At 66.7% G+C, this 26,487-nt stretch carries 21 protein-coding genes; 7 read left to right on the forward strand and 14 right to left on the reverse strand.

Going from position 1 to position 26,487, the window contains the following annotated elements; all coding sequences use genetic code 11:
- Positions 1 to 11: 11 nt before the first annotated feature.
- Both queA and QQK63_RS07765 read right to left on the reverse strand, forming a co-directional pair.
- Positions 12 to 1,067: a tRNA preQ1(34) S-adenosylmethionine ribosyltransferase-isomerase QueA gene (gene queA / locus QQK63_RS07760; RefSeq protein ID WP_277823280.1), complete on the reverse strand. Its 1,056-nt coding sequence runs from the start codon at positions 1,065 to 1,067 to the stop codon at positions 12 to 14.
- Positions 1,068 to 4,382, reverse strand: coding sequence for an AsmA-like C-terminal region-containing protein (locus QQK63_RS07765; RefSeq protein ID WP_277823282.1), 3,315 nt, complete (start codon positions 4,380 to 4,382; stop codon positions 1,068 to 1,070).
- A gap of 127 nt (positions 4,383 to 4,509) precedes the next feature.
- Here QQK63_RS07765 and QQK63_RS07770 point away from each other — a divergent pair, with 127 nt between their 5' ends.
- The 4 genes from QQK63_RS07770 (at position 4,510) to QQK63_RS07785 (ending at position 7,972) form a co-directional block, all read left to right on the forward strand.
- A complete protein-coding gene (locus QQK63_RS07770; protein WP_277823284.1) occupies positions 4,510 to 4,971 on the forward strand; it encodes a peroxiredoxin in 462 nt (153 codons plus the stop codon).
- An 83-nt stretch (positions 4,972 to 5,054) separates the two neighbouring features.
- Positions 5,055 to 5,870 carry a ferritin-like domain-containing protein gene (locus tag QQK63_RS07775; RefSeq protein WP_277823687.1) on the forward strand — a complete coding sequence of 272 codons (816 nt, stop codon included), beginning with the start codon at positions 5,055 to 5,057 and terminating at the stop codon, positions 5,868 to 5,870.
- A gap of 181 nt (positions 5,871 to 6,051) precedes the next feature.
- Positions 6,052 to 7,392 carry a DUF5930 domain-containing protein gene (locus QQK63_RS07780; RefSeq protein WP_277823286.1) on the forward strand — a complete coding sequence of 447 codons (1,341 nt, stop codon included), beginning with the start codon at positions 6,052 to 6,054 and terminating at the stop codon, positions 7,390 to 7,392.
- A gap of 100 nt (positions 7,393 to 7,492) precedes the next feature.
- Positions 7,493 to 7,972 carry a bactofilin family protein gene (locus tag QQK63_RS07785; RefSeq protein ID WP_377135459.1) on the forward strand — a complete coding sequence of 160 codons (480 nt, stop codon included), beginning with the start codon at positions 7,493 to 7,495 and terminating at the stop codon, positions 7,970 to 7,972.
- 77 nt (positions 7,973 to 8,049) lie between these two features.
- Here QQK63_RS07785 and QQK63_RS07790 read toward each other — a convergent pair whose 3' ends face one another.
- The 6 genes from QQK63_RS07790 to QQK63_RS07815 form a co-directional block, all read right to left on the reverse strand.
- The gene (locus QQK63_RS07790; RefSeq protein ID WP_277823290.1) at positions 8,050 to 8,844 is read right to left on the reverse strand and encodes a DUF2189 domain-containing protein; all 795 of its coding nucleotides are present in this window, start codon (positions 8,842 to 8,844) and stop codon (positions 8,050 to 8,052) included.
- 160 nt (positions 8,845 to 9,004) lie between these two features.
- Positions 9,005 to 10,393 (reverse strand): amidase, encoded by a 1,389-nt coding sequence (locus QQK63_RS07795; protein WP_277823292.1) that lies wholly within the window; start codon positions 10,391 to 10,393, stop codon positions 9,005 to 9,007.
- 157 nt (positions 10,394 to 10,550) lie between these two features.
- On the reverse strand, positions 10,551 to 11,675 hold the full coding sequence (gene prfB / locus QQK63_RS07800; protein WP_277823294.1) for a peptide chain release factor 2: 1,125 nt from the start codon (positions 11,673 to 11,675) through the stop codon (positions 10,551 to 10,553).
- A 109-nt stretch (positions 11,676 to 11,784) separates the two neighbouring features.
- A complete protein-coding gene (locus QQK63_RS07805) occupies positions 11,785 to 14,349 on the reverse strand; it encodes a penicillin-binding protein 1A (protein WP_277823296.1) in 2,565 nt (854 codons plus the stop codon).
- A gap of 81 nt (positions 14,350 to 14,430) precedes the next feature.
- Positions 14,431 to 15,648, reverse strand: coding sequence for an N-acetylmuramoyl-L-alanine amidase (locus tag QQK63_RS07810; protein ID WP_377135602.1), 1,218 nt, complete (start codon positions 15,646 to 15,648; stop codon positions 14,431 to 14,433).
- A 191-nt stretch (positions 15,649 to 15,839) separates the two neighbouring features.
- Positions 15,840 to 16,988, reverse strand: a complete 1,149-nt coding sequence (locus QQK63_RS07815; RefSeq protein WP_277823300.1) for an aminotransferase class I/II-fold pyridoxal phosphate-dependent enzyme — start codon at positions 16,986 to 16,988, stop codon at positions 15,840 to 15,842.
- A 169-nt stretch (positions 16,989 to 17,157) separates the two neighbouring features.
- Here QQK63_RS07815 and QQK63_RS07820 point away from each other — a divergent pair, with 169 nt between their 5' ends.
- The gene (locus tag QQK63_RS07820) at positions 17,158 to 17,910 is read left to right on the forward strand and encodes a DsbA family protein (RefSeq protein WP_336618790.1); all 753 of its coding nucleotides are present in this window, start codon (positions 17,158 to 17,160) and stop codon (positions 17,908 to 17,910) included.
- A gap of 66 nt (positions 17,911 to 17,976) precedes the next feature.
- On the opposite strand, the gene QQK63_RS07825 is transcribed toward QQK63_RS07820, so the two are convergent.
- Positions 17,977 to 20,538: an Rne/Rng family ribonuclease gene (locus QQK63_RS07825; protein ID WP_277823302.1), complete on the reverse strand. Its 2,562-nt coding sequence runs from the start codon at positions 20,536 to 20,538 to the stop codon at positions 17,977 to 17,979.
- A gap of 78 nt (positions 20,539 to 20,616) precedes the next feature.
- Between QQK63_RS07825 and QQK63_RS07830 the strand changes: the two genes are divergently transcribed.
- Complete coding sequence (locus QQK63_RS07830; RefSeq protein WP_277823304.1) at positions 20,617 to 20,811, forward strand: hypothetical protein; 195 nt, start codon at positions 20,617 to 20,619, stop codon at positions 20,809 to 20,811.
- A 197-nt stretch (positions 20,812 to 21,008) separates the two neighbouring features.
- On the opposite strand, the gene QQK63_RS07835 is transcribed toward QQK63_RS07830, so the two are convergent.
- The 5 genes from QQK63_RS07835 to purC all read right to left on the reverse strand — a co-directional run bounded on the left by QQK63_RS07835 (position 21,009) and on the right by purC (position 25,915).
- Positions 21,009 to 22,325: a sigma-54-dependent transcriptional regulator gene (locus QQK63_RS07835; RefSeq protein ID WP_277823306.1), complete on the reverse strand. Its 1,317-nt coding sequence runs from the start codon at positions 22,323 to 22,325 to the stop codon at positions 21,009 to 21,011.
- A 48-nt stretch (positions 22,326 to 22,373) separates the two neighbouring features.
- Entirely contained in the window at positions 22,374 to 24,143 is a 1,770-nt protein-coding gene (locus QQK63_RS07840; protein ID WP_277823308.1) for a sensor histidine kinase, read from the reverse strand.
- A gap of 49 nt (positions 24,144 to 24,192) precedes the next feature.
- Positions 24,193 to 24,861, reverse strand: a complete 669-nt coding sequence (gene purQ / locus QQK63_RS07845; protein WP_277823310.1) for a phosphoribosylformylglycinamidine synthase subunit PurQ — start codon at positions 24,859 to 24,861, stop codon at positions 24,193 to 24,195.
- Complete coding sequence (purS, locus tag QQK63_RS07850) at positions 24,858 to 25,091, reverse strand: phosphoribosylformylglycinamidine synthase subunit PurS (RefSeq protein WP_277823312.1); 234 nt, start codon at positions 25,089 to 25,091, stop codon at positions 24,858 to 24,860. Before purS ends, purQ begins: the two co-directional genes overlap by 4 nt.
- Before the next feature lie 62 nt (positions 25,092 to 25,153).
- Positions 25,154 to 25,915 (reverse strand): phosphoribosylaminoimidazolesuccinocarboxamide synthase, encoded by a 762-nt coding sequence (purC, locus tag QQK63_RS07855; protein WP_277823314.1) that lies wholly within the window; start codon positions 25,913 to 25,915, stop codon positions 25,154 to 25,156.
- 176 nt (positions 25,916 to 26,091) lie between these two features.
- On the opposite strand from purC, the gene QQK63_RS07860 reads away from it, so the two are divergent.
- Positions 26,092 to 26,406 carry a DUF1476 domain-containing protein gene (locus QQK63_RS07860; RefSeq protein WP_277823316.1) on the forward strand — a complete coding sequence of 105 codons (315 nt, stop codon included), beginning with the start codon at positions 26,092 to 26,094 and terminating at the stop codon, positions 26,404 to 26,406.
- The last annotated feature ends 81 nt before the right edge of the window (positions 26,407 to 26,487 follow it).

Genomic DNA, 26,487 nt, shown 5'->3' on the forward strand with positions numbered 1-26,487 from the left:
CCCCCGGTCTGTCACGGGTGCGACGGAATAAGCAAGGACGCGTCGCCGTAGGAAAAGAACCGGTAGTTTTCCGCGACCGCATGGGCATAGATCTCGCGGATCCGCTCCGCCCCCATCAGGGCCGAGACCAGCATCATCAGCGTCGATTTGGGCAGGTGAAAATTGGTCATCAATCCATCGGTCACCCGGAACCGGTAGCCGGGATAGATGAAGATGTCGGTTTCCCCCTCGTAGGCGCGCATCGTGCCACCCTCGTCCGCCGCGCTCTCGATCAGGCGCAGCGCGGTCGTGCCCACCGGGATGATCCGCCCCCCCGCCGCCCGCGTCGCGTTGATCTCGTCCGCCGCCTGCGCGCGCACCTCGCCCCATTCGGCATGCATCTTGTGGGTCGTCACATCCTCGACCGTCACGGGCAGGAATGTCCCCGCCCCCACATGCAGCGTGACAAATGTGAATTGCACACCCGCCGCGCCCAGCGCCGCGATCAACGCCTCGTCGAAATGCAGCGAGGCCGTGGGCGCTGCCACCGCGCCCGCGCGCTTGGCCCAGATCGTCTGGTAATCCTCCCGGTCGCGCTCATCGGGTGCGCGCTTGCCGGCGATATAGGGCGGCAGGGGCATCGCGCCCGATGCGTTCAGCGCCGCGTCGAAATCTTCGCCCGCAAGGTTGAAGCGCAGGCGCAACCCGCCCTTCAAGGCCGCCACCTCCGCCGACAGATCGCCTGAAAAGACGATGGTTTCGCCGAGGGCGAGTTTGCGCATAGGTTTGGCCAGCGCCGACCATGTGCCATCGGCCTGCGGCTCCATCAGCGTGACCTCGATCTTGGCCGTCACCGCGCCCTGCGCGCTCTGCCGCGTCCTGTGTCCCGTCAGCCGCGCGGGGATCACGCGGGTGTCGTTCAAGATCAGCCGGTCGCCCGCACGCAAGATGCCCGGAAGGTCGAACACATGCCGATCCTCCGTCGCGCCGCCCTGCGCAAACAGGAGCCGCGCCGAAGATCGGGGCCGCGCGGGACGGGTCGCGATCAGCCGCTCGGGCAGATCGAAATCGAAATCTTCCAGCTTCATTCAGTTCCCACTCAGCTCGGGCGGCGGCCTGCGAAAGATGTCGCGAAACACGCCGGGCGTCAGAATCGACAACGGGTTGACGAAGACCTGCGGGTTTTGCGCCTGCCCCGTCAACCGGTAGGAAAATCCGAACAGCCCCTCGCGGCGCGGCGCGAAAATCGCCCCGATCAGACCGTTGACGACATAAAGCGGCGAAACAACGCCCTGCATCTCCAGACTGCGCCGCGCAAGGTCATAGGTCCCGTCCATCGACAGGCCCAGCGCCGGGCCGACCGCCGATCCTTCGGTCAGGATCACCTGCACCGGCGTCAGGCGGAACCGCGCATCGACCTCGCCCAGATTGATCCCCTCCCCGCTCAATTGTTCCAGCAATCCCACGACGGAAATCAGGTTCAGCAATTCCGCCATCACCGGCGCATCGCGCAGGCGCGGACTGTCGATCGACAAGGTGCCGTCATAGGTGCCCGGCGCGCCCGTGGCCTGCAAGACCAGCTCCATCGCGCCGCCATAGGCCGTGCGGAACACACCCGCCGCCCTGAGCACCGCGCCCCCATCCTCCGACCTGACGCGCACGGCGGGCCCGGTATCGGTGGCAACCAGCGTTCCCGTGATCGCCGCCTCCCCGTTCACCTGCCCCGCGAATTGCCCCGACAAACCGCCGTCACTTGTCAGATCCGCCGACAGCGCGGTCAGGGCGATCCCCTCGCTCACCTGCAACCGATCCAGCCGAACCGTGATCGGACCGCCCCCGCCCGTGCCTCCGCCCGTGCCCCCGGAACCGCCACCGCCACCGGCCTGCGGGGCGCCGCGCAGATCGACACTGCCCCCGTCGACCCGGATCGCCACCGGCCGCCCCGGCCCGCGACCGATCACGGCCCCCGTCGCGTCGATCCAGCCGCCCAAGGCGAAGCGTTCCGCCTCCAGCCGGTCGAACCCGCCACCCGGCGCCAGCACGACCCGCCCGTCCAGATCCAGCCCCGCGCCCTGAACCACCAGCCGCGTCACCGCCGGATCGGCCCCCAGCCGCACCTCCGCCTCAAGCCGCCCCTCCGCCCCCGGCGCCAACCGCCATCCCAGCGGCGGCAGCGCCAGACCCATCCCCGCAAGATCGGATGTCACCCGCAACACGGGCGCCGCCCCATCGGGCAGGCTCAGGTCGATCCGGGCCGGGGCCTCGCACGTCACCATCCACTCGGGCAGGTCCAACCCCAGCGCCGCCAGCCGCGCCCGCGACAGCATCACCTGCCCCTCGACCCGGCTCGTCGTCTCCGCCCCCGGGCCCAAGGCGCGGCTCCAGACACCGGTCAGCGGCACGGTATCGAACATCGCCTGCCCGGCCACCTCGATCCCCTCCGGATCGACCGTCACCTCCAGCCGCTCCGCGCTCAACCGTCGACCGGGCACCAGCGTTTCCGACACCAGCCCGCCCACTTCCGCGCTGACCGCAAAGCGGGTGTCGCCCATGCCCTCCTGCCGGATCAGCCGCGTCTCGATCCGCGCCTCGGCCACCACGCCGCCTGTCCCGATCCGCTCGGGCGTCATCGTGCCGTTCTGGAACAGGCGCACCGGCGGCCGCGTCAGGATCGACAGAACGTCCTGCAATTCCCCCGCCAGCGCGAGGTCAAAGACCGCATCCGGCCCCCGCTGGCGCGTATCCGCGATCTCCATCCGCGACCCGTCCAGCGCCACGGCCAAACCGCCCTCGCGCCGCATCTGCCCTTCGTCGAGCCGCATCACCAACTGCGGACCCGTCAGGCGCAGGTATCCCGCGCCCCCCTCGATCACCGGCATCTCGGGCAGGGCCAAGATCCGCACCCCCTCGAAATCGAAGCCCAGCTCATAGACAGGCGCAGCCCCGGGTGCCGCGCGCAGCGCGAAATCCACCCCATGCATCCGACCCGCCAGCAACCGCTCGTCGATCCATCCGCGCGTCCGGTCCGCCAAAACCTCGGGCCAGTAGGGCAGAACCGCCCGCACCTCCCCCTCAGGCAGATGCGCGTCCAGCGCCACCTGCAAACCGCCCTCCGCCGCCAGAACCTCGCCCCGCGCGGACAGGCGCAGATCCCCATCCTCGATCACCGCCTGCCCGATCTCGACCCGGAGCGCCGGGGCCAGCGCCAGCCGCAGATCGACCATCGCGCCATCCAGAACCAGCCCCTCGGGGTAGAGCTCGGGCAAGGTCGCGCTGATGTCGCGCAACCGGAACTGCGCCACATAGCTTGTCCCGTCGGGCGCGGCGTCGGCATGGCCCTCCGCCTCGAAACTCAGCGCAGGGGCCGTCAGCGACAGGCTGTCGAACCGCACCCGCTGCGTCGCCGCCTCGTAGCGGATCGTGCTCGCCATCCGTTCGAAGGGCAGCGGCACCGCCCCCTCCGCGGGCCGCACTTCGCCCGGTCCGATCTCCAGCATCGCCCGCAGATCGCCAAGGCTGCCATCATCGCCCAAGGCCCCGCCGATATAGCCCGAGATCGGCGCCCGCATCAGGTCCAGCCAGGCCAGCGCCGGACCCGCCGTCGCCACGTCCCGCGCCGCGAGATTGTCGAAGGCAAAGGCGATATCCGTCTCGCCCGACGCGCTGATCCGCGACAGCGCGATGTCGATCGTGGCATCCCGGCTCCCCTCCAGCGCACCGCCCAGCGTCACGCTCAGCCCCGCCTCGGTCCGGTCCAACTGCATCCGCGCCTCGCGCACCCGCAGGATCTGCCCCGTCATCGCATCGGCCATGGCCAGTGTCAGACCGGTGGCCTTCACCCCCTCCAGATCGGCAAAGACAGGCGAGGCAAACATCCGGTCGATCCGGGCCATCGTCTGCGGCAGATCCAGCGCCTCGGCCCCCTCGCCCGCCGTCAGCGCGATGTCGAGCCGCCCCTCCGCATCCCGGCTCAACCGCAGACCGGCATCGGCAAGACTGACCCCGACCGGATGCACCCGGCCCCGCAGCAGGGCCCGCGTCGACAGCGTGGCGGTGATCTCGGGAAAGGCCGCGCGCAGCGCGCCGTCTGCATCCGTATCGGTCAGCCGCACCCCGATCAGGCGCAGGTCCAACCGCCCCGGCAGGTCCGGCCGCGCGACCTCGATGGCCTCAAGCGTCACGCCATTGGCCGTCATCGCCGCATCGACCCGCGCCTCGACCCGTGCCGTCACCGCCTCGGGCAGCCGCAGAGGCCCCGCGCCCAGCCGCAGCCACAGCCCCCCGGCCAGCGCCAGCGTCAGCCCGACAAGGCACAGGAGCGTCACGACCGCGACGCGCGGCCAGCGCCGCCGCCGGGCCGGGCCGTGGCCCGCTTCCCCCTGATCGTGATCCGCCCTGCCCATGACGCGCCTGTATCCGCCCAGCCGTACCCGCTACCCCGGTCTTTATCTTCGCCGCAATCCGCCTAGCTTGCAAACCACCCGGCGCCGCTGCGCCGAAATGACGTTACCGACCAGAACAGAGGTTCCCATGACCGAGATCGGCACACAGGCCCCCGACTTCACCCTGCCCCGCGACGGCGGCGGAGAGATCACGCTCTCGGCACTCCGGCCCAAGACCGTGGTGGTCTATTTCTACCCCAAGGACGACACCCCCGGCTGCACCAAGGAGGCCATCGCCTTCACGGAACTCGCCGCAGAATTCGACGCCGCAGGCGCCGTTGTCATCGGCATTTCCAAGGACAGCGCCGCCAAGCATGACAAATTCGTCGCCAAGCACGGTCTGGGCGTGATCCTCGCCTCCGACGAAACCAGCGACACCTGCGAGCGCTACGGCGTCTGGGTCGAAAAATCCATGTATGGCAAGACCTATATGGGCATCGAACGCTCCACCTTCGTGATCGACGGCACCGGCACCGTCCGCGCCGCATGGCCCAAGGTCAAGGTTCCCGGCCACGCCGAAGAGGTGCTGGCCGCGGTAAAGGCGCTCTGACGCCTCACGCGAGTGCACCGCACACGGCCGCGCCCCGCTTGACGCCGGGGCGCGCGCCGCGCATGTCGTCGCCCATGACCGACATGCTCCCCCTTGCCCAGATGGCCGAGGCCGTCCTGACCACCGCCGATGCCCGCGAGAAAACCGCGCTGTCGCGCCGGTTCGCGGCCCAGTGGCAGGCCGCCCGCGCCGCGGGCGAAACACCACCCGTTGGCCATGCCGCCCCGCCGCCGCGACCGTCCCGGCCCGCCAAGCCCGACCTCCTCGATCCCCGCGACGTGCCGCGCCGCCGCCCCGGTTCGCCCGAGGGGCGAAAGGCGCTGCTGCACGCCGTCGCCCATATCGAACTCAACGCCGTCGACCTGCATTGGGACATCATCGCCCGCTTCACCGCCACGCCCATGCCGATGGGCTTCTACGACGACTGGGTTCGCGCCGCGGATGAGGAATCCAAGCATTTCAACCTGATGGCCGATTGCCTTGAGGCGATGGGCAGCCACTACGGCGCGCTCGCGGCCCATGCCAACATGTGGCGCGCCGCCGAGGATACGGCCGATGACCTGATGGGCCGCCTCGCCGTCGTGCCCATGGTGCTGGAGGCCCGCGGCCTCGACGTGACGCCCGGCATGATCGACATCTTCCGCCGCGCCAAGGACGATCCGGCTGCAGCCGGCGCGGTCGCAGCGCTCGAAGTGATCTACGCCGAAGAGGTCCACCACGTCGCCTATGGGTCCAAGTGGTTCCACTTCCTGTGCGGCCGCCACGAGCTTGATCCGAAGGACGCCTTTCACGGCCTTGTCCGGCGCTATTTCCACGGCGCGCTCAAGCCGCCCTTCAACGAGGAAAAGCGCGCCGAGGCCGGTCTGCCCCCCGATTTCTATTGGCCGCTGGCCGATTGACCACCCGCGAATCGGCGGATTTCCGCCACTCAGGGCGATTTTTCGGTGCTTTCCCGCACCCCAAGAGATACTGTGTTGAGACAAACGACGGTCCCGGCTATCCCCCGCAGGGAACCGCATCCGATCGGGGTTAACCCGGCTCGGTTCAAAACTATAACGGGGGGAACATGGGGCACGTCGCGTGATTTCACGGATGATCGGTCGGTTAAACACCACCCTTGAACGGCGCTTGCCCGAGCAGCGCCTGTTTCTCAAATCCGAGGATGGCACCCGTTTCGTCCGGCTCAGGCCGTTGACGCAGGCGGCCATTCTCTCCGGCTTCGCTATGGTCCTTGCCTGGACGGTGATCGTCACCTCGGTCTTCTTGATCGATATGATTTCCGCCGGCAACGGTCGCGAACAGGCGCAGCGCGAACAGATCATGTTCCAGACCCGCCTCAATGCGCTGGCCGATCAGGCCGACACCCGCACCGCCGAGGCGCTTCAGGCGCAGGAACGGTTTTCGACCGCCATGGATCAGGTCGCCGCGATGCAGGTCCGCCTTCTGGACAGCGAGGAACGCCGCCGCGAGCTTGAAACCGCCGTCGACGTGATCCAGGCCACCTTGCGCCGCACCATCGACGAACGCGATGCCGCGCGGGCCGAGGTCGCGGCGCTCAGCTCCGAACTGGCCGCCGATACCGGCACCGCGCAAACCGCCGCCTCCCGCGAGGCCGAATTGACCCGCGCGGTCGACCGCCTCGCCGCAGCGCTCGAGGCGACCGCCGACCAGCGCGACGGCTCCGCCACCCTCGTGGCCGAGGCCGCCGCCGAAATCGACCGTCTCCGGTTCGAGGCCGCATTGGCCGAGGAACGGCAGGACCGCGTCTTCCGCCAACTCGAGGATGCCGTCGCCATGTCGATGGAACCGCTCGACCGGATGCTGTCGGCCTCGGGCATCTCCACCGACACGCTCATCGGTCAGGTCCGCTCCACCTATTCCGGTCAGGGCGGCCCGCTGATGCCCATCGCCGTTTCGACCCGTGGCGATGCGCCCGACGCCCTGTCGCTGCGCGCCAACGAGCTTCTCTCCGCGCTCGACGAGATGAACCTCCACCGCATCGCGGCCGAACGCCTGCCCTTCTCGATCCCGGTGCGCGGCACCTATCGCAACACCTCCGGCTTCGGATATCGCACCGATCCCTTCAATGGCGGTCGGCGGCTTCACGCCGGTGTCGATTTCGCCGGCGCGCGCGGCACCAACATCGTCGCGGGCGGCGATGGCACGGTGATTTACGCAGGCCGGCAAAGCGGTTACGGCCTGATGGTCGAGATCGACCACGGCTTTGGCATCACCACGCGCTATGCTCACCTGACCCGGCTTCACGTCTCGCGGGGCGAAAGGGTCTCGCGCGGGGACCACATCGGTGATATGGGCTGCACCGGGCGGTGTACCGGCACCCATCTGCACTACGAGGTGCGGCGCAATGGTGATCCGGTAAACCCGATGACTTTCATCACGGCAGGACGCGATGTTTTCTAAATCAAAGATCAATGAACCCGGGCCCAAGTCCTCTGGTGCCGACAGCGGTTCCGCCACAAGCTCGACCGATCCGAAATCCAGCCCCAAAGCGGGAGCAGACATGACGACCACCTCTTCCTCGTCCCCCAAATCCAAACCCGCCCCGTCGGTGCTCAGCTCCGACCTGACGGTGACGGGCAACCTGCGCACCACCGGTGACATTCAGGTCGAGGGGACGGTTCAGGGCGACATCCGCGCCCATCTCCTGACGGTGGGCGAAACCGCCAATATCGAGGGTGAGATCGTGGCAGACGATATCGTCGTCACGGGGCGCGTCGTGGGCAAGGTGCGCGGCCTCAAGGTCCGCCTGACCTCCACCGCCCGCGTCGAGGGTGACATCATCCACAAGACCATCGCCATCGAATCCGGCGCCCATTTCGAGGGTTCGGTGCAGCGCGCCGAAGACCCGCTCGCTTCGGGCAGCTCCTCGGGCAGCATGGGCATGGGTATGGGCTCGCGCAGCCCCTCGGCCCCTGCCCCCGCCGTGCCGCGCCCCGCGGCCGCAGGCCCCGTGCCGGGCTCCGAGGCGAAATCCTCCTGAGCCCATCCGGACCGGACCCAACCATACGAACAAGGCCGGGCCATCACGCCCGGCCTTTTCCGTTCCGGCCGCGCCCCTCAATCCTGCGGCACCAGCGCCCGGCGATAGATGTGCCATGTCGCATGTCCCAGCACCGGCAGCACGACGAACAGGCCCAGCAATCCCGGCAGCATCCCTAGAAACGTCAGCCCCGCGATCGTCGCCCCCCAGACCAGCATCACACCCGGATTCTCCCGCACCACCGCGATCGAGGTCAGCATCGCGGTGACGAAATCCAGCTCCTTGTCCAAAAGCAGCGGCAAGGACACGACCGTCAGGCAAAACAGCACGAAGGCAAAGACCGCCCCGAACAGCGTGCCGACCAACAGCATCATCAATCCCTCGGGCTGGAGCAGATAGCCGTAGGAGGAGGTCACGTTCATCAATGCCGATGGCCCAAGGAACAGCGCGAACAGCATATGGGCAAAAAACGACCAGAACAGGAAATAGACGATGATCACCCACGCCATGCTGGGCAATTGCCTGAGCCTCTGCCGCCAGATCACGCCGAAGATGTCGTTGCGCCGCCACTCGCGCTGCCCCGCCTCCAGCCGCCGCGACACCTCGTAGAGGCCTACCGCCAGAAACGGCCCCAGCAGCGGAAAGCCCACCGTGATCGGGATCGCCCACCAGACTTGATCACTGGCGAAAAGGAAAAGGTACAAAAGCCAGCCGCCCACGACATAAACATGGGAAAAGAACAGACCCATCATCGGCTTGGCCCGGAAATCCCGCGCACCGGCGGCCAGCGCCGCGCCGATATCCCCATAGGTCATGCGCCGCACCACGGGCACCTTGGACGGTGCCGATGGAAATTCCGCCATCTCGCTCATGCCCGGCCTCCTCCGCGCCTGCGCCCGATGGTCGAAACCTAGCCCAGCCCCCCGATCCCCGCCAAGAGCGTTGCGCGCCCCTCTTCCGCGCCCGGACGCGGGCGACCCTCTCTCCGCGCCCGACAGCGGACGACCCTAAGCGTCCGTAGGCGGACGACCCTCAGACGACGCCCGGCGGCAACCTTTTCCCCGGCCAATCCGTCGCCGCGTGATAGGCCTGCCCCAGCGCCATCAGCATCGCATCGCTTCCCGGCGCGCCGATCATCTGCACACCGGCAGGCAACCCCTGCGCGCCAAAGCCCGCAGGCAGCGCCAGCGCAGGCAGACCGGCCAGGCTTGCCGGTACCACGACCTCCATCCAGCGGTGATAGGTATCCATCGCCCGATCCCCGATCGCCTCCGGAAAGCTTGCCTCCACCGCAAAGGGCCAGACCTGCGTCGAGGGCAGGATGACGGCATCGAACCGTCCGAACATCTCCCGCGCCGCGGCAATCCACGCGGCCCGCGTCTCGGCGGCCCATTCCACCTCCGCCACCTTGCGCGCAAAGCCATGGGTGATTTCCCATTTCGCCTGCGCGGGCAACAGCGCCTGCTGTGCCTCCTCGCGCCAATGGGGCCCAAGGGTCATCGCCACCGCGAATTGCCGCAAGATGACCCAAGCCTCCCACAGCGCCTCCGCCGGATAGGGCGGCGCGACAGGCTCCACCGCCCAGCCCAAGCTCTCCATCACCGACAGTGCCGCCTCGCTTTGCGCGAGGATGCCCGGCTCCATCGCATAGGCCCCGCCCCAATCGCCCAGCCAGCCGATGCGCGGGCGCTTGGGCAGCTTGCCCGATCCGGGCCGATAGGCCCCGTCGGACAGCGTGGACAGAAGCGCCTCCAGATCGTCGACATCCCGCGCCATCGGCCCATCGGTCGACAGCCGGTGCTGCACCACGCTCTCGCGCGCCTCGCCCGGCACCAACCCCGCCGTGGGCCGGAACCCGTAGACATTGTTCCAGGCCGCCGGGTTGCGCAGGCTGCCCATCATGTCGGACCCGTCCGCCACCGGCAGCATCCGCATGGCCAGCGCCACCGCCGCCCCGCCCGAGGATCCACCCGCAGATCGCGCCGGGTCATAGGCATTGCGCGTCGCGCCGAAGACCGGGTTCACCGTATGCGACCCCAGGCCAAAGGCCGGCACATTGGTCTTGCCGATCACGATGGCGCCCGCCGCCCGCAGCCGCCGCGCCAACCCGTCATCGGCTTTGGGCACATGATCCTTCCAGATGGCCGAGCCACGCGTCGACCGCACCCCCCGCACATCGACCAGATCCTTGATCGCCACCGGCACGCCATGCAACCAGCCCTCGGGCGGCATGGCTTCCGCCAGCCGCGCCTCTCCCATCACGGCCTCGCGGTCGCGCAAGGAGACGATGGCATTGACCCCGCCATTCACCGCGTCGATCCGGCTCAGAACCTCGCGCATCACCTCGACCGGCGATACCTCGCGCCGCGCGATCCGTCCCGACAGCGCCCGCGCCCCGAGCCGCCACAGCTCTTCCGCCATCGCACAGCCTCCCCTCGACCTGACCAAAACCACGCCCGCTCACGGCTGAGGAAAGTGGCTCCCGCCCCCTTCATCTTGGCCGAAAAACTCCCGCCGGAGGCTCCCGCCACCTCAACCCGCCCGGCGCGGGATCAGCGCCCCCACCGGCACCACAGGCTCACTCGCTCGCCCGCGCATCCGCCCGGCTCTTGCCCGACACGTCCATCGCCAGAACACTCGCCATCAACCCGTCCAGATCGCCGTCCAGAACGCCGCCCGTGTCGCTCGTCTCGTAGCCCGTGCGCAGGTCCTTCACCATCTGGTAGGGCTGCAACACATAGGACCGGATCTGGTTGCCCCAGCCCGCATCGCCCTTGTTCTCATGCGCCTCGTTGATCGCCGCGTTCCGCCGGTCCAGCTCCATCTGGTAAAGCCGCGATTTCAACGCCTTCATCGCGATATCGCGGTTCTGGTGCTGCGATTTCTCCGAGCTTGTCACCACGATGCCCGTGGGCAGGTGCGTGATCCGCACGGCGGAATCGGTCGTGTTCACGTGCTGGCCACCCGCGCCGCTCGACCGGTAGGTGTCGATCCGGATATCGCTCGCGTTCACCTCGATCTCGATATTGTCGTCGACCACCGGATAAACCCAGACGCTGGCGAAACTCGTCTCCCGCGTCCCCTTGCCGAAAGGGCTGATCCTGACCAGCCGATGCACGCCCGATTCCGATTTCAGCCAGCCATAGGCATTGGGCCCGGTGATCTGGAACACCACCGACTTGATGCCCGCCTCCGTGCCGGGGCTCATGTCTTGCTGGTCCACCTCGTAGCCATGCGCCTCGGCCCAGCGGACATACATCCGGCTCAGCATCTGCGCCCAATCGCAGGCCTCGGTGCCACCGGCACCGGCGTTGATCTCGAGGAAGGCATCGTTGCCGTCGGCCTCCCCGTCCAGAAGCGCCTCCAGCTCCTTCTGCGCGGCCTTGCCGACCAGCTGGGCCAGAGCGGCTTCGGCCTCGGCCACCACCTCGTCATCGCCTTCCGCCTCGCCCAGCTCGATCAGCTCGACGTTGTCGGTCAGACCCGCCTTGATCGCCTCGTAGGTGCCCAGCTTGTCGACCAGCGCCTGCCGGTCCCGCATCAGCTTCTGCGCGCGGGCCGGATCATTCCACAGCGACGGATCCTCGACCCGCGCGTTGAATTCCTCCAACCGGTGCTGCGCCGTATCCAGCCCAAGGCGCTGGCCCAACAGGGTCAGGGATTTGCGGATCTTCTCGATATTGGCTTGCGTTTCGGCGCGCATCGTCGGGGCCTTTCCGGTTCGTTGCCGGGTGATATATCAGCCCCGCCCCGCACCACAAGGCCGCGCGCCCAGGCGTAGGGTGGGCAATCCTGCCCACCGGCCGCTTGCGTCAATACAACCCGCCCGAACTCAACGTCCCGAAACTCGACTGGCTGGGCACGCGCACCTCTTCCCCGGTCGAGGTCGTCACCGTCTGGTCCTCGTCCACCGGCACACCCTCGTCCTCGCGCCCGAACAGCGGCAGGTCCGATCCCATGCCCCAGCCGCCGTCGATGATCGACAGGATGCCGAAATAGGGTTCCTCGCCCTCGCGGAACAATTCGTAGACCACTTCGCTGCCCTGCGCCCCGTCCGGCAGGCGCTGGCCGGAAAACCGGTCGATCGGGTAGAACACGCCGCCCTGCGGCACCGCGAACGGCCCGCCGCCGTATTCCTCGATGGCCTCCAGCATGAATTCGTTGAAGACCGGCCCGCACATGCCGCCGCCCGACGCGCCCGAGCCCAAAGGCTGCGGCTGGTCGTAGCCGATGTAGCAACCCGCCGCGATGGTCGAGGTGAAGCCCACGAACCACACGTCGCGCGCCTCGTTCGTCGTGCCGGTCTTGCCCGCGGTGGGCACCGGCAGGTTCACCGTCCCCGATGCCGTGCCGCGGTCCACCACGCCCCGCATCATCGAGGTCATCTGGTAGGCCGTGATCGGGTCGATCACCCGCTCGCGGTTCGACATGATCGCCGGCGCGAACCCCGGCTCAAGCGAGGCCAACTGGCAATCCGGGCAGGTCCGCTGGTCATGGCGATAGACCGTGTTGCCCCAACGATCCTGGATGCGGTCCACCAGCGTCGGCTCCACCCGCTCCCCGCCATTGGCGAACATCGCATAGGCCGCCACCATCCGGTAAAGCGTGGTCTCCTGACTGCCCAGAGAATTGGCCAGGAAAGGCTGCATGTCGTCATAGACGCCGAACCGCTCGGCATAGCGCGCGACCGTCTCCATCCCCACATCCTGCGCCAGACGCACCGTCATCAGGTTGCGGCTCATCTCGATCCCGGTGCGCAGGGGCGACGGCCCGTAGAACCGGTTCGACGCATTCGTCGGCCGCCAGATCCCCTCGGGCGTCTGCAATTCGATGGGCGCGTCCAGAACGATCGTGTTGGGCGAATAGCCACTGTCCAGCGCCGCGGCAAAGACAAAGGGCTTGAACGACGACCCGGGCTGGCGCGTCGCCTGCGTCGCGCGGTTGAAACTCGACTGCTGGAACGAAAATCCGCCCTGCATCGCCAGAACCCGGCCGGTGTTCACGTCCATCGCCATGAACCCGCCCTGCACCTCCGGCACCTGCCGCAGCGTCCAGCGCAGGAATGCGCCGTCGCTGTCGCGCGTCATGGCGCGCACATGCACCACGTCGCCGACCGCCAGCAGATCGCCCGCCACCCGCGCCTGCGGGCCCCGGCTGCCATCCTCACGAAGCGGCCGGGCCCAGGTCACATCCTCGGCGGGGATGAAATGGCCATCCTCGTCTTCTTCGACACCCTCGATCCCGATCCGCGCCGAATTTTGCCCCACCTCCAGCACCACCGCCGCGAACCACCCGTCGATGTCGCGCGCGATCTCCGCATCCGCCAGCGCCGCGCGCCAGTCCGCCTCGTCGGTCAACAACTCCGGGTCGATCCGGTCGCTCGGCCCCCGCCAGACGCCAAGGTTGCGGTCATAGCGCTCCAGCGCCCGGCGCAACGCGCGCTCGGCCACGTTCTGAAGGCTCTCGTCCATCGTGGCGCGCACCGTGTAGCCGCCGGTAAAGAACTCGTCCTCACCATATTGCGCCGACAATTGGCGGCGGATCTCGTCGGTGAAATAATTGCGCGGCGGGATGGCGCCGCGGAACGGCTCGATATGGCCGCCCTGCACCGTTTCCAGCGGCAGCGCGATGGCTGCCTCCATCTCCTCTTGCGGGATGTATCCGTTCTCGAACATCTCGCGCAAAACGTAATTCCGGCGGCTGATCGCGCGGTCGTAATCGCGCACCGGATGAAAATTCGACGGCGCCTGCGGCAGGGCCGCCAGATAGGCCGCCTGTTCCAGCGTCAGATCCTCGAGATTGGCGTTGAAATAGGTCTGGGCGGCGGCGGCCACGCCATAGGAATTCTGCCCGAGGAAAATCTCGTTCAGATACAGCTCAAGGATCCGCTCCTTGCTCAACGCCTGCTCGATCCGCGCGGCCAGGATGATCTCGCGCACCTTGCGCTCGATCGTGCGCGACCCGTCGAGCAGGAAATTCTTCATCACCTGCTGCGTGATCGTGGACGCGCCCCGCACATCGCGGCCCCGGCTCTGCACCGCCTCGTAAAAGGCCGCCGCGATGGCGCGCGGATCATAGCCGCCATGCTCATAGAAATTGCGGTCCTCCGCACTGACGAAGGCATGGGCCACAAGGTCGGGGATATCCTCGGCCGGCACGAACAGGCGGCGCTCGGCGGCGAATTCGTCGACGATCATCCCCTCGCGCGAATAGATGCGGCTGATCGTGGCGGGCGTGTAGGTCGACAGCGCCTCGGTCGAGGGCAGATCGCGCGAATACATGAACAAGATGCCGCCCACGGCGATGGCGACAGCGATCACGCCCAGCGTCACCGCCGAAAAGATCGCCCCGAAAAAGCCAATGATGAATCGGATCATACACAACCGCCCGTATCTGCTCGTGAGCCTATACCCGTCCCCGGGCCGTCGGGCAAATCACATACGCGGCTTTCCGCCTTGCTATTGCCGCGCCCGCGCCATGCGCGCCGCATCGGCATCCGCCCATTCCAGAACCGAGGCCACCAACGCCTCCTGCATCGCCGCACGCCATGCCGGGTCAAGGATATTGGCCAGATCGCGGCTGTCCGACATGAAGCCGATTTCCAGCAGCGCCGAGGGGATATCGGCGGCCCGCAGAACCGTGAAGCCAGCCTCGCCCCAAGGCTGGGAATGCATCCGCACATCCGACGCCGCAAAGACCTCGACCAGCGTTTCGGCAAACCCCGCCGCGCGCGGCGCGGTCTCCAGACGGGCGAGGTCCATCAAGACCCCCGCCACCACGTCATCGGCACCATGCAGGTCGACGCCCTGCAACAGGTCGGCCCGGTCATGTTGTTCGGCCAGCGCCTCGGCGGCTGCATCCGATGCCGTCTCCGACAGCGTGTAGATCGTGGCACCTTGCGCCCGCCCCTCGGCCAACGCATCGGCATGGATCGACAGGAACAGATCCGCGCCCGCCGCCCGCGCGATCGTCACCCGCGTCGGCAGCGGCACAAAAACATCCGCGTCCCGCGTCAGGACCACCTCCACCCGCCCCGTGCGCCGTAGCGCATCGCGCAATTCCCGCGCGAAGGTCAGGACCAGATCGGCCTCGGTGTGATCGCCACGCACAGCACCCGGATCGACCCCGCCGTGACCGGGGTCGATCACGACCGTGATCTGTCCATCTGCCACACCGGGCGCGGCCTCACCCCGTACGGGCGCGGGCGCGGCCGCCTCGGGCGGCTCACCCGCCCGCGCGGCGAAATCCGCCGCATCCGCTCGCGCCAGATGCAAAATAACCTCGGCCCGTCCGCTGTCGGGATCGGTCGTCATCGCTGCTGTCTGGGGCAACATCGGTGTTGTCAGCTCCAGCACCAGCCGCGACCATCCCGCCTGCCGCGCCGGTCCCGCCGCCAGATCCGCGATCCCCTCGGGCAATGTCATGGCCCCGGGCCAATCGCCGAAAGCCACTTCGCGGAAATCCACCACCACCCGCGCCGGATCGGCCAAGGTGAAGACGCGGAACGGCACCGGCTGGCTCAGCGACAGGCGCAGGCTCACGCCGCCCTCCTCCGCGCTCACGCGGCTTTCCTCCGGGATCAGCCGCGCCAACGCGCCCATGCCTTGCGCCGCCGCGCCAAGGCTCAGGACACAGACGGCCAGCGCCGCGAGGATCGGGGTCAGGACTGCTCGGATCACGGGGTTCGTCCCGGTTGGTGTTGGTTAAGGGTTCCTTACCAAATCGAAAGTTCGGACCCAAGCGCCGCGTGCCCGCGCAGAGTGGTTAATTGTGTCTGACCGTTCCGCTGTGGCCTTGAAGTCTTGGCAACAAACCGGGCCGGATCTTAACCTTTCGGCAAGAAATCCACCGCGCGCTCACTCGCCCGTTAACCACGTCCGGCGAAATACCGGGTCAGGCGGGCCACGCCCTCCTCGATCTCCGCCGTGCCGCGCGCGTAAGACAGCCGCAAGAACCCGGCCCCCCGCGTCTTGTCGAAATCAAGCCCCGGCGTAACCGCCACTCCGGCGGTTTCAAGAATGTCGCGCGACAGCGCCAGCGCATCCTCGGTCACAGCCGACACATCGACATAGACGTAAAACGCCCCGTCCGCTGGGGCGACGCCGGTCAACCCAACCTTGGCCAAGCCTGCCAACAAAATCTGGCGATTCCGGGCATATATCAGGCGATGCTCATCCAATTCCGCGCGCCCCTCGGGCGACATGGCCCCAAGGGCCGCGATCTGGCTGGCATGGCTGGGACAGATGAACAGGTTCTGCGCCAAACGCTCGATCGTGCGCACATGATCTTGCGGCACGACCATCCAGCCCAGCCGCCATCCCGTCATCGAGAAATATTTGGAGAAGGAATTGATGACATAGACATCATCCGTGACCTCCAGCGCGCTCACCGCCCGGTCGCCATAATGAAGACCGTGATAAATTTCGTCTGAAATCAGAGATATACCGTGCGATCTTGATGCGTTCGACAGGCTTTGCAGCGCGTGCCGGTCCAGCATCGTGCCCGTCGGATTGGCCGGGCTCGCCACGATCAACCCCGCCAGATCGCTGCTCAACTGCTCCGCAACCGGTTGATATCGCGTGGATAGTTCCGTCCGAAGGCCCACGGCCTCAAGGCTCATCGCCGTCAGGATCTGCCGATAGGACGGATAGCAGGGCTCCCCCAGCCCCACCTTGTCGCCCGCATCGTAAAGCGCTGAAAACGCAAGGATAAACGCCCCAGACGCGCCCGAAGTCAGGATCACCCGCGCCGGATCGAGGTCCAGATCATACCACTCGCCATACAGCGCCGCGATGGCCGCCCGCAGGTCGGGCCGACCCAGCGCGACAGTATAACCCAATGGCCCCTTTTCCATCTCGGCAGCCAACCGCGCGCGCGCCGCGCGCGGTGCACCCGTCCCCGGCTGACCAACCTCCATATGTATGATTTCACGTCCTTTTTCCTCGGCCGCGCGGGCGGCCTCCATCACGTCCATGACGATGAACGGATCGACGGCGCTGCGGCTGGACAGGCGCATGGGACAGACCTCCGGGGTTGGACGAGGGCCTTGAACCAGCCCCTGCACGGCCCGTCAACGCCCTTCGCACCTCACGCGCCTGTGAGACCATGCCGCGCCGGTCTCGGCTGGCTTGCGACCGGTCCGCCGTGCTAACAATTCCCCGACATCCTTACGAAAGACGGATCCCGTGCTGAAACAGCTTCTCCCCCTCTGCCTCGCCGCGGGCCTCGCGCTTCCGGCTGCGGCGACCGATCTCGACAATCTCAGCGCGGCGGAGCGAGACGCCTTCCGCGCCGAGGTGCGGGCCTATCTCCTTGAAAACCCTGAAGTTCTGATGGAGGCTATCGCCGTCCTCGAACAACGCCAATCCGAGGCCGAGGTGGAACGCGACGCGATGATGGTCGCGGCCAACATGGATGCCCTGTTCAATTCCGCCTTCGACGCAAGCTTCGGCAATCCCGACGCCGATGTCACCATCGTGGAATTCATGGATTACCGTTGCGGCTATTGCCGCCGCGCCCATCCCGAGGTCTTGGATCTTGTGGAACTTGACGGCGACATCCGCGTGATCATCAAGGAATTTCCGATACTTGGCGAGCAATCGGTGCTTGCCTCGCGCTTTGCCATCGCCACGCGGATCGCCGCGGGCGATGCGGCCTATATCGACATGCACAACGCCTTGATGGAACTGCGCGGTGACATGACCCAACCCGCACTCCTTGGCCTCGCCGATGATCTGGGGCTGGACGGACAGGCGATCCTTGCCGCGATGGACGATCCGCTTGTGATGCAAACCATTGAATACAATCACGATCTGGCGCAGCGCATGTCCATCAGCGGCACGCCCAGTTTCGTGTTCGGCGACCAGATGGTGCGCGGCTATGTTCCGCTGGACGGGATGCAGCAGATCGTGGCGGTGCTGCGCGAAACCGCGAACTGACACCACCGCATTCCCCAACGAAAAAGGCGCCCCGCAGGGCGCCTTTTCTTTTTGATATCAGATATTTCAGCTGCCCAGCCACCAGCCGCGCCGCTTGGGCTTGGCGGGTTCGGTGGATGCGGGTTCCGCCGCCGCCGGGGCCGCTTCGGCCACAGGTTCCGGCTTGGGTTCGGGCTTGGATTCCGGCGCAGGTTGCGGCTCGGGTGCAGGCTCGGCCACCGGCATGGGCTTGGGCTCGGGTGCCGGTGCGGCTTCTGCCGCCACAGGCTCCGGCGTGGCCTCGACCTCCTCGGATTTGGCCTTGGGCGCCTTCACGGGCGTCTTGCGGGTCCGCGGCGCGCGGGTGCGCTTGGGCTTTTCGGCCGGCGCTTCCTCGGTCACTGCCTCTGCCTCGGGCGCAGGTTCCGCCTCACCGGCAGGCTCCGCCGTCACCTCGGGTGCAGGCTCGGCTTCGGGCTGATCGTCGCCCTGCGCCTGATCCTCGTCCTCGTCGCCCTCGTCGCCCTCATCGTCGCCATCGGACCGAGATCCGTCAAAACCGGCCTCGTCGCTCTTCTTGCGACGGCCACGACCACCGCGACGGCGGCGACGCTTCTTCTTGGGCTGCTCCTCCTCCTCGCCACGCGGGGCGGCAGGCGGCGCGCTGGTCTCCGCCGCGGCCTCTTCGACCTCGGCGACATCCTCGTCGATGTCATTCATCAGGGCGGCGTCCATCGACACGACAGGGCTGACGGCCGCGATGCGGCGCGTCGCGGTCTTGAACCGTTCGATGCGGTAATCGGGCGGCACCATGGCGGGATCGGCTTCGACACGGATCGCCATACCGTAGCGCGCTTCGATGGCTGCAAGGTAATCGCGCTTTTCGTTCATCAGGTAGTTCACGATGGCGACAGGCGCCGTGACCTTGACCTCCTTGGCGCGACCCTTCGGTCCCTCTTCCTCCAGCTGGCGCAGGATCGAGAGCGCAAGGCTGTCATCGGACCGGATCAGGCCCGTGCCATGGCAATGCTTGCAGGGCTGGGTCGTGGCCTCCAGCATGCCGGGACGCAGACGCTGGCGCGACATCTCCAGAAGACCAAAGGCCGAGATGCGGCCCACCTGGATGCGCGCGCGGTCGGTCTTGAGCTTGTCCTTCAGCCGCTTTTCCACGGCAAGGTTGTTGCGCCGCTCGTCCATGTCGATGAAATCGATGACGATCAGACCCGCAAGGTCGCGCAGGCGGACCTGCCGCGCCACTTCCTCGGCGGCCTCGAGGTTGGTCTTGAGCGCCGTCTCCTCGATCGAGCCTTCCTTGGTAGCCCGGCCGGAGTTCACGTCGATGGCAACCAGCGCCTCGGTGATGCCGATGACGATGTAGCCGCCCGATTTCAGCTGCACGGTCGGGTTGAACATGTCGGCGAGATACCCTTCGACCTTGTGCTTGGCGAACAAGGGCGTGGGGTCGGTGTAGTGCTTCACGTTCTTGGCGTGGGACGGCATGATCATCTTCATGAAGTCCTTGGCGTGGCGATAGCCCGCCTCGCCTTCCACCAGAACCTCCTCGATCTCGCGGGTATAAAGATCGCGGATCGACCGGTGGATCAGGTCGCCTTCCTCGTAGATCGGGGCTGGCGCGATGGAGCGCAGCGTCAGATCGCGGATCTGTTCCCATTGGCGCTGCAGGTACTCGTAATCGCGCTTGATCTCGGTCTTGGTCCGCTGGGAGCCCGCGGTCCGGATGATCAGGCCCGCGCCCTGCGGCACGTCGATTTCCTGCGCGATTTCCTTGAGCTTCTTGCGGTCGGCGGCATTGGTGATCTTGCGCGAAATGCCACCGCCCCGCGCCGTGTTGGGCATCAGCACGCAATAGCGGCCCGCAAGCGACAGGTAGGTGGTCAGCGCAGCACCCTTGTTGCCGCGCTCTTCCTTGACGACCTGCACCAGCATGATCTGCCGGACCTTGATAACCTCCTGGATCTTGTATTTCCGGGGGCGCGGCTTGCGGGTCGGGCGGATATCCTCTTCGGTGTCGTCATCGGCGACGGTTTCGGCGGCGGGTGCTGCCTCCGCGTCGTGATCGTGGTCGTGATCGTGGTCGGCGTCTTCCGCGCCGGTATCCTCGGGCTCTTCGACCGGGGTTTCGGCCACCGTTTCCATCGGCGACAGACCTTCGAGCGTGTCACCCTCGTCTTCGCCTAGATCAACGACATCCATGCCCGACGGCCCGCCCGAGGCGGCGCCGGTCGTCACGGCATCCTTGCCGGCAGCCTCGGCGGCGTTATCGCCCGATTTGCGGCGGCGGGGCCTGCGGCCACGCTTGGGCTTGGCGTCTTCCTCGGCCTCATCGGCCATGGCTTCCGCATATTCGCGTTCCTCGCGGAGCAGCGCTTCGCGATCCGCGACCGGGATCTGGTAGTAATCAGGGTGAATTTCCGAAAACGCGAGGAAACCGTGTCGGTTTCCACCGTAATCCACGAAGGCGGCCTGCAGCGAGGGTTCGACCCGCGTGACCTTCGCCAGATAGATGTTTCCTGCCAGTTGTCGCTTGTTCAGCGACTCGAAATCGAATTCCTCGACCTTGTGTCCGTCTGCCACGACAACCCGGGTTTCCTCCGGGTGTGTGGCATCGATGAGCATCGTCTTTGCCATTGTGTCCTTGCCCGTGACAGGCCCCGCTGACGCCCCGGGGGCGCAAGCCACCGCAGCGTTGAAAGGCTGTCACGATTCATGATGAAGGCGAGCATCGGGGGCGCGGCTGCGGCGGGGCTGTCGGCCCCGTTCCGTCTCACCATGTCTGCGCCCGAGCGGTGCATCGCGTCTGACTCCGACCGCGCCGGACGGTTCCGGTTCGGCCAATTCTGCCCCGTTTCAGGGGCGGTTCGGGATGGGCCGGGGGGCAATCGCCACCTGCGGCCCGAGTGACCTGCGCTCCCTGTCGCGCACGGGATCCGGCGCGGATGGGGGATGCAGAGAAACCGGTTTGGGCTGACCACGGGCCAGCTAAGCCACATTAAGGGGCGCACGTCACAAAACGCAATGGCAATTCGTGCAGGCCGACACGCCGCAGGGCAGACCGCCCTGCCCTGCGGGTGACACGAAAAGCCCTAAAGCCCATGCGCTTAGAGGTAATCGGACCGGCTCAACCCGTATTTCGCCATCTTCTCGTTCAGCGTCCGGCGCGGCAGGCAGAGTTCATCCATCACGTTCGAGATCGACCCGCGATGCCGCCGCATCGTATTGTCGATCAGCATCCGTTCGAAGGCCTCGACATATTCCTTGAGCGGCTTGCCCTCACCGATCTGCTGCGGCGCGATCTCGGCATTGTCGGCCATCAACAGCGACGCGATGGACCCAGACCCCCGCCGCTGCTGCAAGATCGCGCGCTCGGCGATGTTGATGAGTTGGCGCACATTGCCCGGCCATGGCGCCTGCAACAACTGGGCGGCTTCCTGGGCCGTGACTTGCGGCGCATCGGTGCCGTATTCCTCGGCGAATTGTTCGCCGAACCGGGTGAACAGCGTCAAGATATCCTCGCCCCGCTGGCGGAGCGGCGGCAGGTCGATCCGCATCGCGGCCAGCCGGTAGAACAGGTCGGGCCTCAGGCTCGCCTCGCACATCTCGGGCTCGGGCGCGTTGCAGATCGCCACGATCCGCGTCTCGGCCGGCGTGCCCTGATCGTTGATCGCCGTCAAAAGCCGCGCCTGCAACGGCTGCGGCAGGCTTTCGATATCTTCCAGAACCAGCGTGCCGCCGCGCGCCTGTTCGATCAGGGGCTTGTCCTGATCTTCGCCCACCGGGCCGAACAGCATCGCCGCCAGTGTCGCCTCGTCATGGGCGGCGCAAGACGTGGTGACGAAACTCTTGCCCGCGCGCGGGCCCACCGCGTGCAGCGCATGGGCGACCAGCGTCTTGCCGGTGCCGGTTTCCCCCACGATCAGCACATGCCCATCGGCCTGGCCGAGATCGAGGATATCCTCGCGCAGGCGCTCCATCACGCCGCTCGTCCCGATCAGCTTGCGCATCAGCACCGTGCCATCCGACAATTCGCGGCGCAGCGCCCGGTTGTCGAGCGTCAGGCGGCGCTGCTGGCTCGCGCGCTTGGCCAGATCGTTCATCCGGTCGGGGTTGAACGGCTTTTCCAGAAAGTCATATGCCCCGATCCGCATCGCCTCGACCGCCATGGGCACGTCGCCATGACCGGTGATCAGGATCACGGGCAATCCGCTATCGACCCCCATCAAGCGCTTGAGAAAGGCCATGCCGTCCATGCCGGGCATCTTCACGTCGGTCACCACCACGCCCGGCCAATCCGGGCCGATGGCCTTCAACGCCTCCTCGGCGCTGGCATAGGTCTCGGTCTCGAATCCCGAGAGCGCCAACCACTGGCTGATCGACTGCCGCATGTCCTGCTCGTCATCCACGATCGCAATCTTCATCGCCCGTCGTCCTCTTCCTTCGCCCGGCCGCGTTCCTGCGGGCCGGTCCTACTGCGCCGCGCGGGCGCTGCCACCCTCGATCAGGGGCAGGCGGATCTCGAAGACCGCGCCACCGCTCTCGCCGTTGCGCGCGGTCAGCCTGCCGCCCAGATCGGCCACGATCCCCGACGAGATGGCCAGCCCAAGGCCCACCCCCTCACCGGGTTTCTTCGTGGTGTAGAATGGCTCGAACAAGGCGTCGAGATCGTCAATCCCGTTGCCGTTGTCCCGCACCGTCAGCACGGCCTCGTCACCCTCGGAAATCAACAGGTCCAGTTCGCGCCGATCCACGTCCTTCATCGCGTCGAGCGCATTCCTGAGCAGATTGATGATCACCTGTTCCAGTCGCAGCCTGTCGGCCATCACCATGACCGGCTGGCGCGGCAGGTTGCGCGTGATCTCGACCTTGGTGGTGCGCAATTGCGGCTCCATCATGGTCAGCGCGCCCTTCAGCGCGTCACGCAGATCGACGGGTTCGAGCGCGTCGCCGCCCTTTCTGGCATAGGATTTCAGCTGCCGCGTGATCGCGCCCATCCGGTCGATCAGGTCATCGATCCGCTGGAAGCTCGACGCCGCCTCCTCGATCCGCTTGCGCTGCAAGAGCAGCCGCGCGCCCGCCAGATAGGTCTTCATCGCCGCAAGTGGCTGGTTCAACTCGTGGCTCACGGCCGCCGACATCTCGCCCAGCGCGGCCAGTTTCTGGCTCTGCGCAAGGCTCTGTTCGGCCTCTTCCAGCGTCCTCTCGACCCTCTGGCGCTCGGCGATTTCCCGCTGTAGCCGACCGTTCAGGCGGCGAAGCTCTGCCGATTCCCGCGCCAGCCTGTCCGACCGCAACCGGGCACGGCGGCTGATCAGGTAGAAACCGCCCGCAAGGATCAGGGCGAATCCCATGATCTCCAGCGCCAGCACCGCGTTGACCCGCTCGCGCACCGAGGCAAAGGCCGTGTAGCTCACGATACGCCAGCCCCGGAACGGGATGCGGCTTTCAAGCCGGATCGTCTCGCTCCCGAAAAACCGCCGTTCCGCCTCGCCGAAGGTGAAATCGCCCGTCGCCTGCAGCGCGCGCTGGATCGCGCTTTGCGGCGGTTGCAGCGCCAGCGCCTCGACCTCCGTCCGCCCGCGCCAGCGCGGTTCGGTCGACAAGATGATCTCGCCCGTGCTGTTGGTCAAAAACACGGCCTCCGCCGTGCCGCGCCAGCGTTCAACGATCCGGCCCAGATCCACCTCGACAAGGATCACCCCCAAAAGCCGGTTGTCGGGGGTCCGGACCGCGCGCGAAAAGGTGAAATCGAACCGCCCCGTTTCGGGCTCGTTCGAGGTGAACACCGTGTCGGGCGACCGGCTGGCCTCGACAAAAAACGGATCGGAGGTGCGCCTTTGGCCCAACCTTTCACGGTCGGTCGCCGCCACGACGCGCCCCTCGCGGTCCAAAAGCACAAGCGAGGCCGCGCCCAGCTCATCTACGTAGGAGATCAGCCGCGCGCTCGTGTCCTGATAACTCGTCGTCTCCAGCGCCCGGATCAGGACAGGATCGCGCGCCAGCAACAAGGGCACCACCGAATGGCGCTGCAATTCGGATTGGATCGTGCCGGAATAGATCGCCAGCCGGATCTCGGCGCGGTTGCGCGTCGTCTCGGTGAACCGCTGGGTCAGCCAGACGTTCGACACCCAGACCGCCGCGATGGCACCCACGAGGAAAACCACCAGCAAGCCGCGCAGAAACCACGCCCGAAGACGCAGGCTGCGGTCTGCCCTTGATTGGTTTTCGGCAAGGCTCATGACGGCCAAGGTAGAGGGGCCTGCCCCCACGCTCAAGGGGATTGCCCGTTCAGGCCGCCACCAGCGCCTCGGCCAGCGCGCGGAACATCGCCGCCCCGTCGGTTCCGCCCTGCGCGGCATCCACCACCCGCTCGGGATGCGGCATCAGGCCAAGCACGCGGCGATTGGGGCTCAGGATGCCCGCGATATCGCCCATCGCACCATTGGGATTGCCGATGTAGCGGAACGCGATCCGGTCCTCGGCCTCGAGCGAAGCCAAGGTCTGCGCATCCGCGACGTAATTGCCGTCGTGATGCGCGATGGGGAACGTCACCTCCTGCCCCGCCGCATATCCGGCGGTAAAGGCGCTGTCGGCAGTGCCCACGCTCAGACGCTGCATCTTGCAGACGAATTTCAGCCCCGCATTGCGCATCAGCGCGCCGGGCAAAAGGCGGGTTTCGCACAGGACCTGAAAGCCGTTGCAGATCCCCAGCACGTGACCGCCGCGCGCGGCATGGGCGCTGACCGCCCGCATCACCGGCGATTGCGCGGCGATGGCCCCGCAGCGCAGGTAATCGCCGTAGGAAAACCCGCCCGGCACGCCAACGATGTCGACACCCTCCGGCAGGGCGCCATCCTTGTGCCAGACCATCGTGGTCTCGAAGCCCGCCGCGCGAAACGCCACCGCCAGATCGCGGTCACAGTTCGAGCCCGGAAAGACGATGACGGCGGCCTTCACCCCTGCATCTCCACGCGGTAGCTTTCGATCACCGTATTGGCGAGCAGCTTCTCGCACATGGCGGTAACATCGGCCTCGGTCGCGCCGGGCGCGAGATCGAGCTCGATCACCTTGCCCTGCCGCACGCCCTCGACGCCGGCAAAGCCCAGCGCCCCCAGCGCCGATTTCACCGCCTCGCCCTGCGGGTCCAGCACGCCCTGTTTCAACATCACGGTCACGGTGGCCTTCATCGCCCGCTTCCCTTCATCTTCCCGAAAATACGGACGGCACCCCCCCACCACGGGGCGCGCCGTCAATTGATCAGCGTCGGCTTCGTCACGCCCGTTTCGCGCTGGGGCATCACGCCCAGCCGCCGGGCCACCTCCGTATAGGCATCGGCCAGGTTCCCCAGGTCGCGGCGGAACACGTCCTTGTCGAGCTTCTGGCCCGTCTCGATGTCCCACAACCGGCACGAATCCGGGCTGATCTCGTCGGCGACGATCAGGCGCATGTAATCGCCATCCCAGATCCGTCCGATCTCGATCTTGAAATCCACCAGCTTGATCCCGACGCCCAGCATCAGCCCCGACAGGAAATCGTTCACGCGCAGCGCAAGGCTGACCATGTCGTCCAGATCCTGCTGGGTGGCCCAGCCAAAGGCGATGATATGCTCCTCGCTCACCATCGGATCGCCCAGCTCGTCATTCTTGAAGTAGAATTCGACGATGGGGCGCGGCAGCGCCGTGCCCTCCTCGATCCCCAACCGCTTGGAGATGGACCCCGCCGCGACATTGCGCACCACGACTTCCAGCGGAATGATCTCGACCGCGCGGATCAGCTGCTCGCGCATGTTCAGACGGCGGATGAAATGCGTCGGCACCCCGATCGCGTTCAGACCCGACATGAAGAATTCCGACAGGCGGTTGTTCAACACGCCCTTGCCTTCGACGGTGGCGCGCTTTTCCGCGTTGAAGGCGGTGGCGTCATCCTTGAAATATTGCACCAGCGTGCCGGGTTCGGGGCCTTCATAGAGGATCTTGGCCTTGCCTTCATAGACCTTCTTGCGCCGTGCCATGCTGTCTCCGGACATGTCTGGGGGTGGGATGCGGACTCGGGCGCCCATTCCCTCCTCGCGCCTATAGGGCAAAGCGCGCTGTGTCGCAAGCAAGCCGGGCATCGGAGCTTGCAGCCGCCCGATGCGCGGTCGTAAGATCGCTCCCGACAGGCCCATGACCAAACGGAGTGCTCCGCATGACCACCTTTGACGACCGCGAAGCCGCGTTCGAGAACAAGTTCGCCCATGATCAGGAAATGCAGTTCCGCGCCGAGGCGCGGCGCAACAAGCTGATGGGCCTCTGGGTGGCCGAGATCCTCGGCAAATCCGGCGACGAGGCGGCGGAATACGCCAAAGCCGTGGTCAAAGCCGATTTCGAGGAAGCCGGCCACGAGGATGTCATGCGCAAGGTCCTCGGCGATCTGGGCGACCGCATCTCCGAAACCGAAGTGCGCACGAAATACGACGAGCTTCTGGCCGTGGCCAAGGCGCAGTTGATGACCGAAATCTGACGCCGCCTCCCGCGGCACACCGGACAGACAGGACCGGCCTCGCCCCCTTCGGCGGGGCCGGTCGCGTTTCCACATGAACGC

The organism is Roseicyclus marinus (genome assembly GCF_030163795.1).
In the GTDB taxonomy this organism is placed as follows: Bacteria; Pseudomonadota; Alphaproteobacteria; order Rhodobacterales; family Rhodobacteraceae; genus Roseicyclus; species Roseicyclus marinus.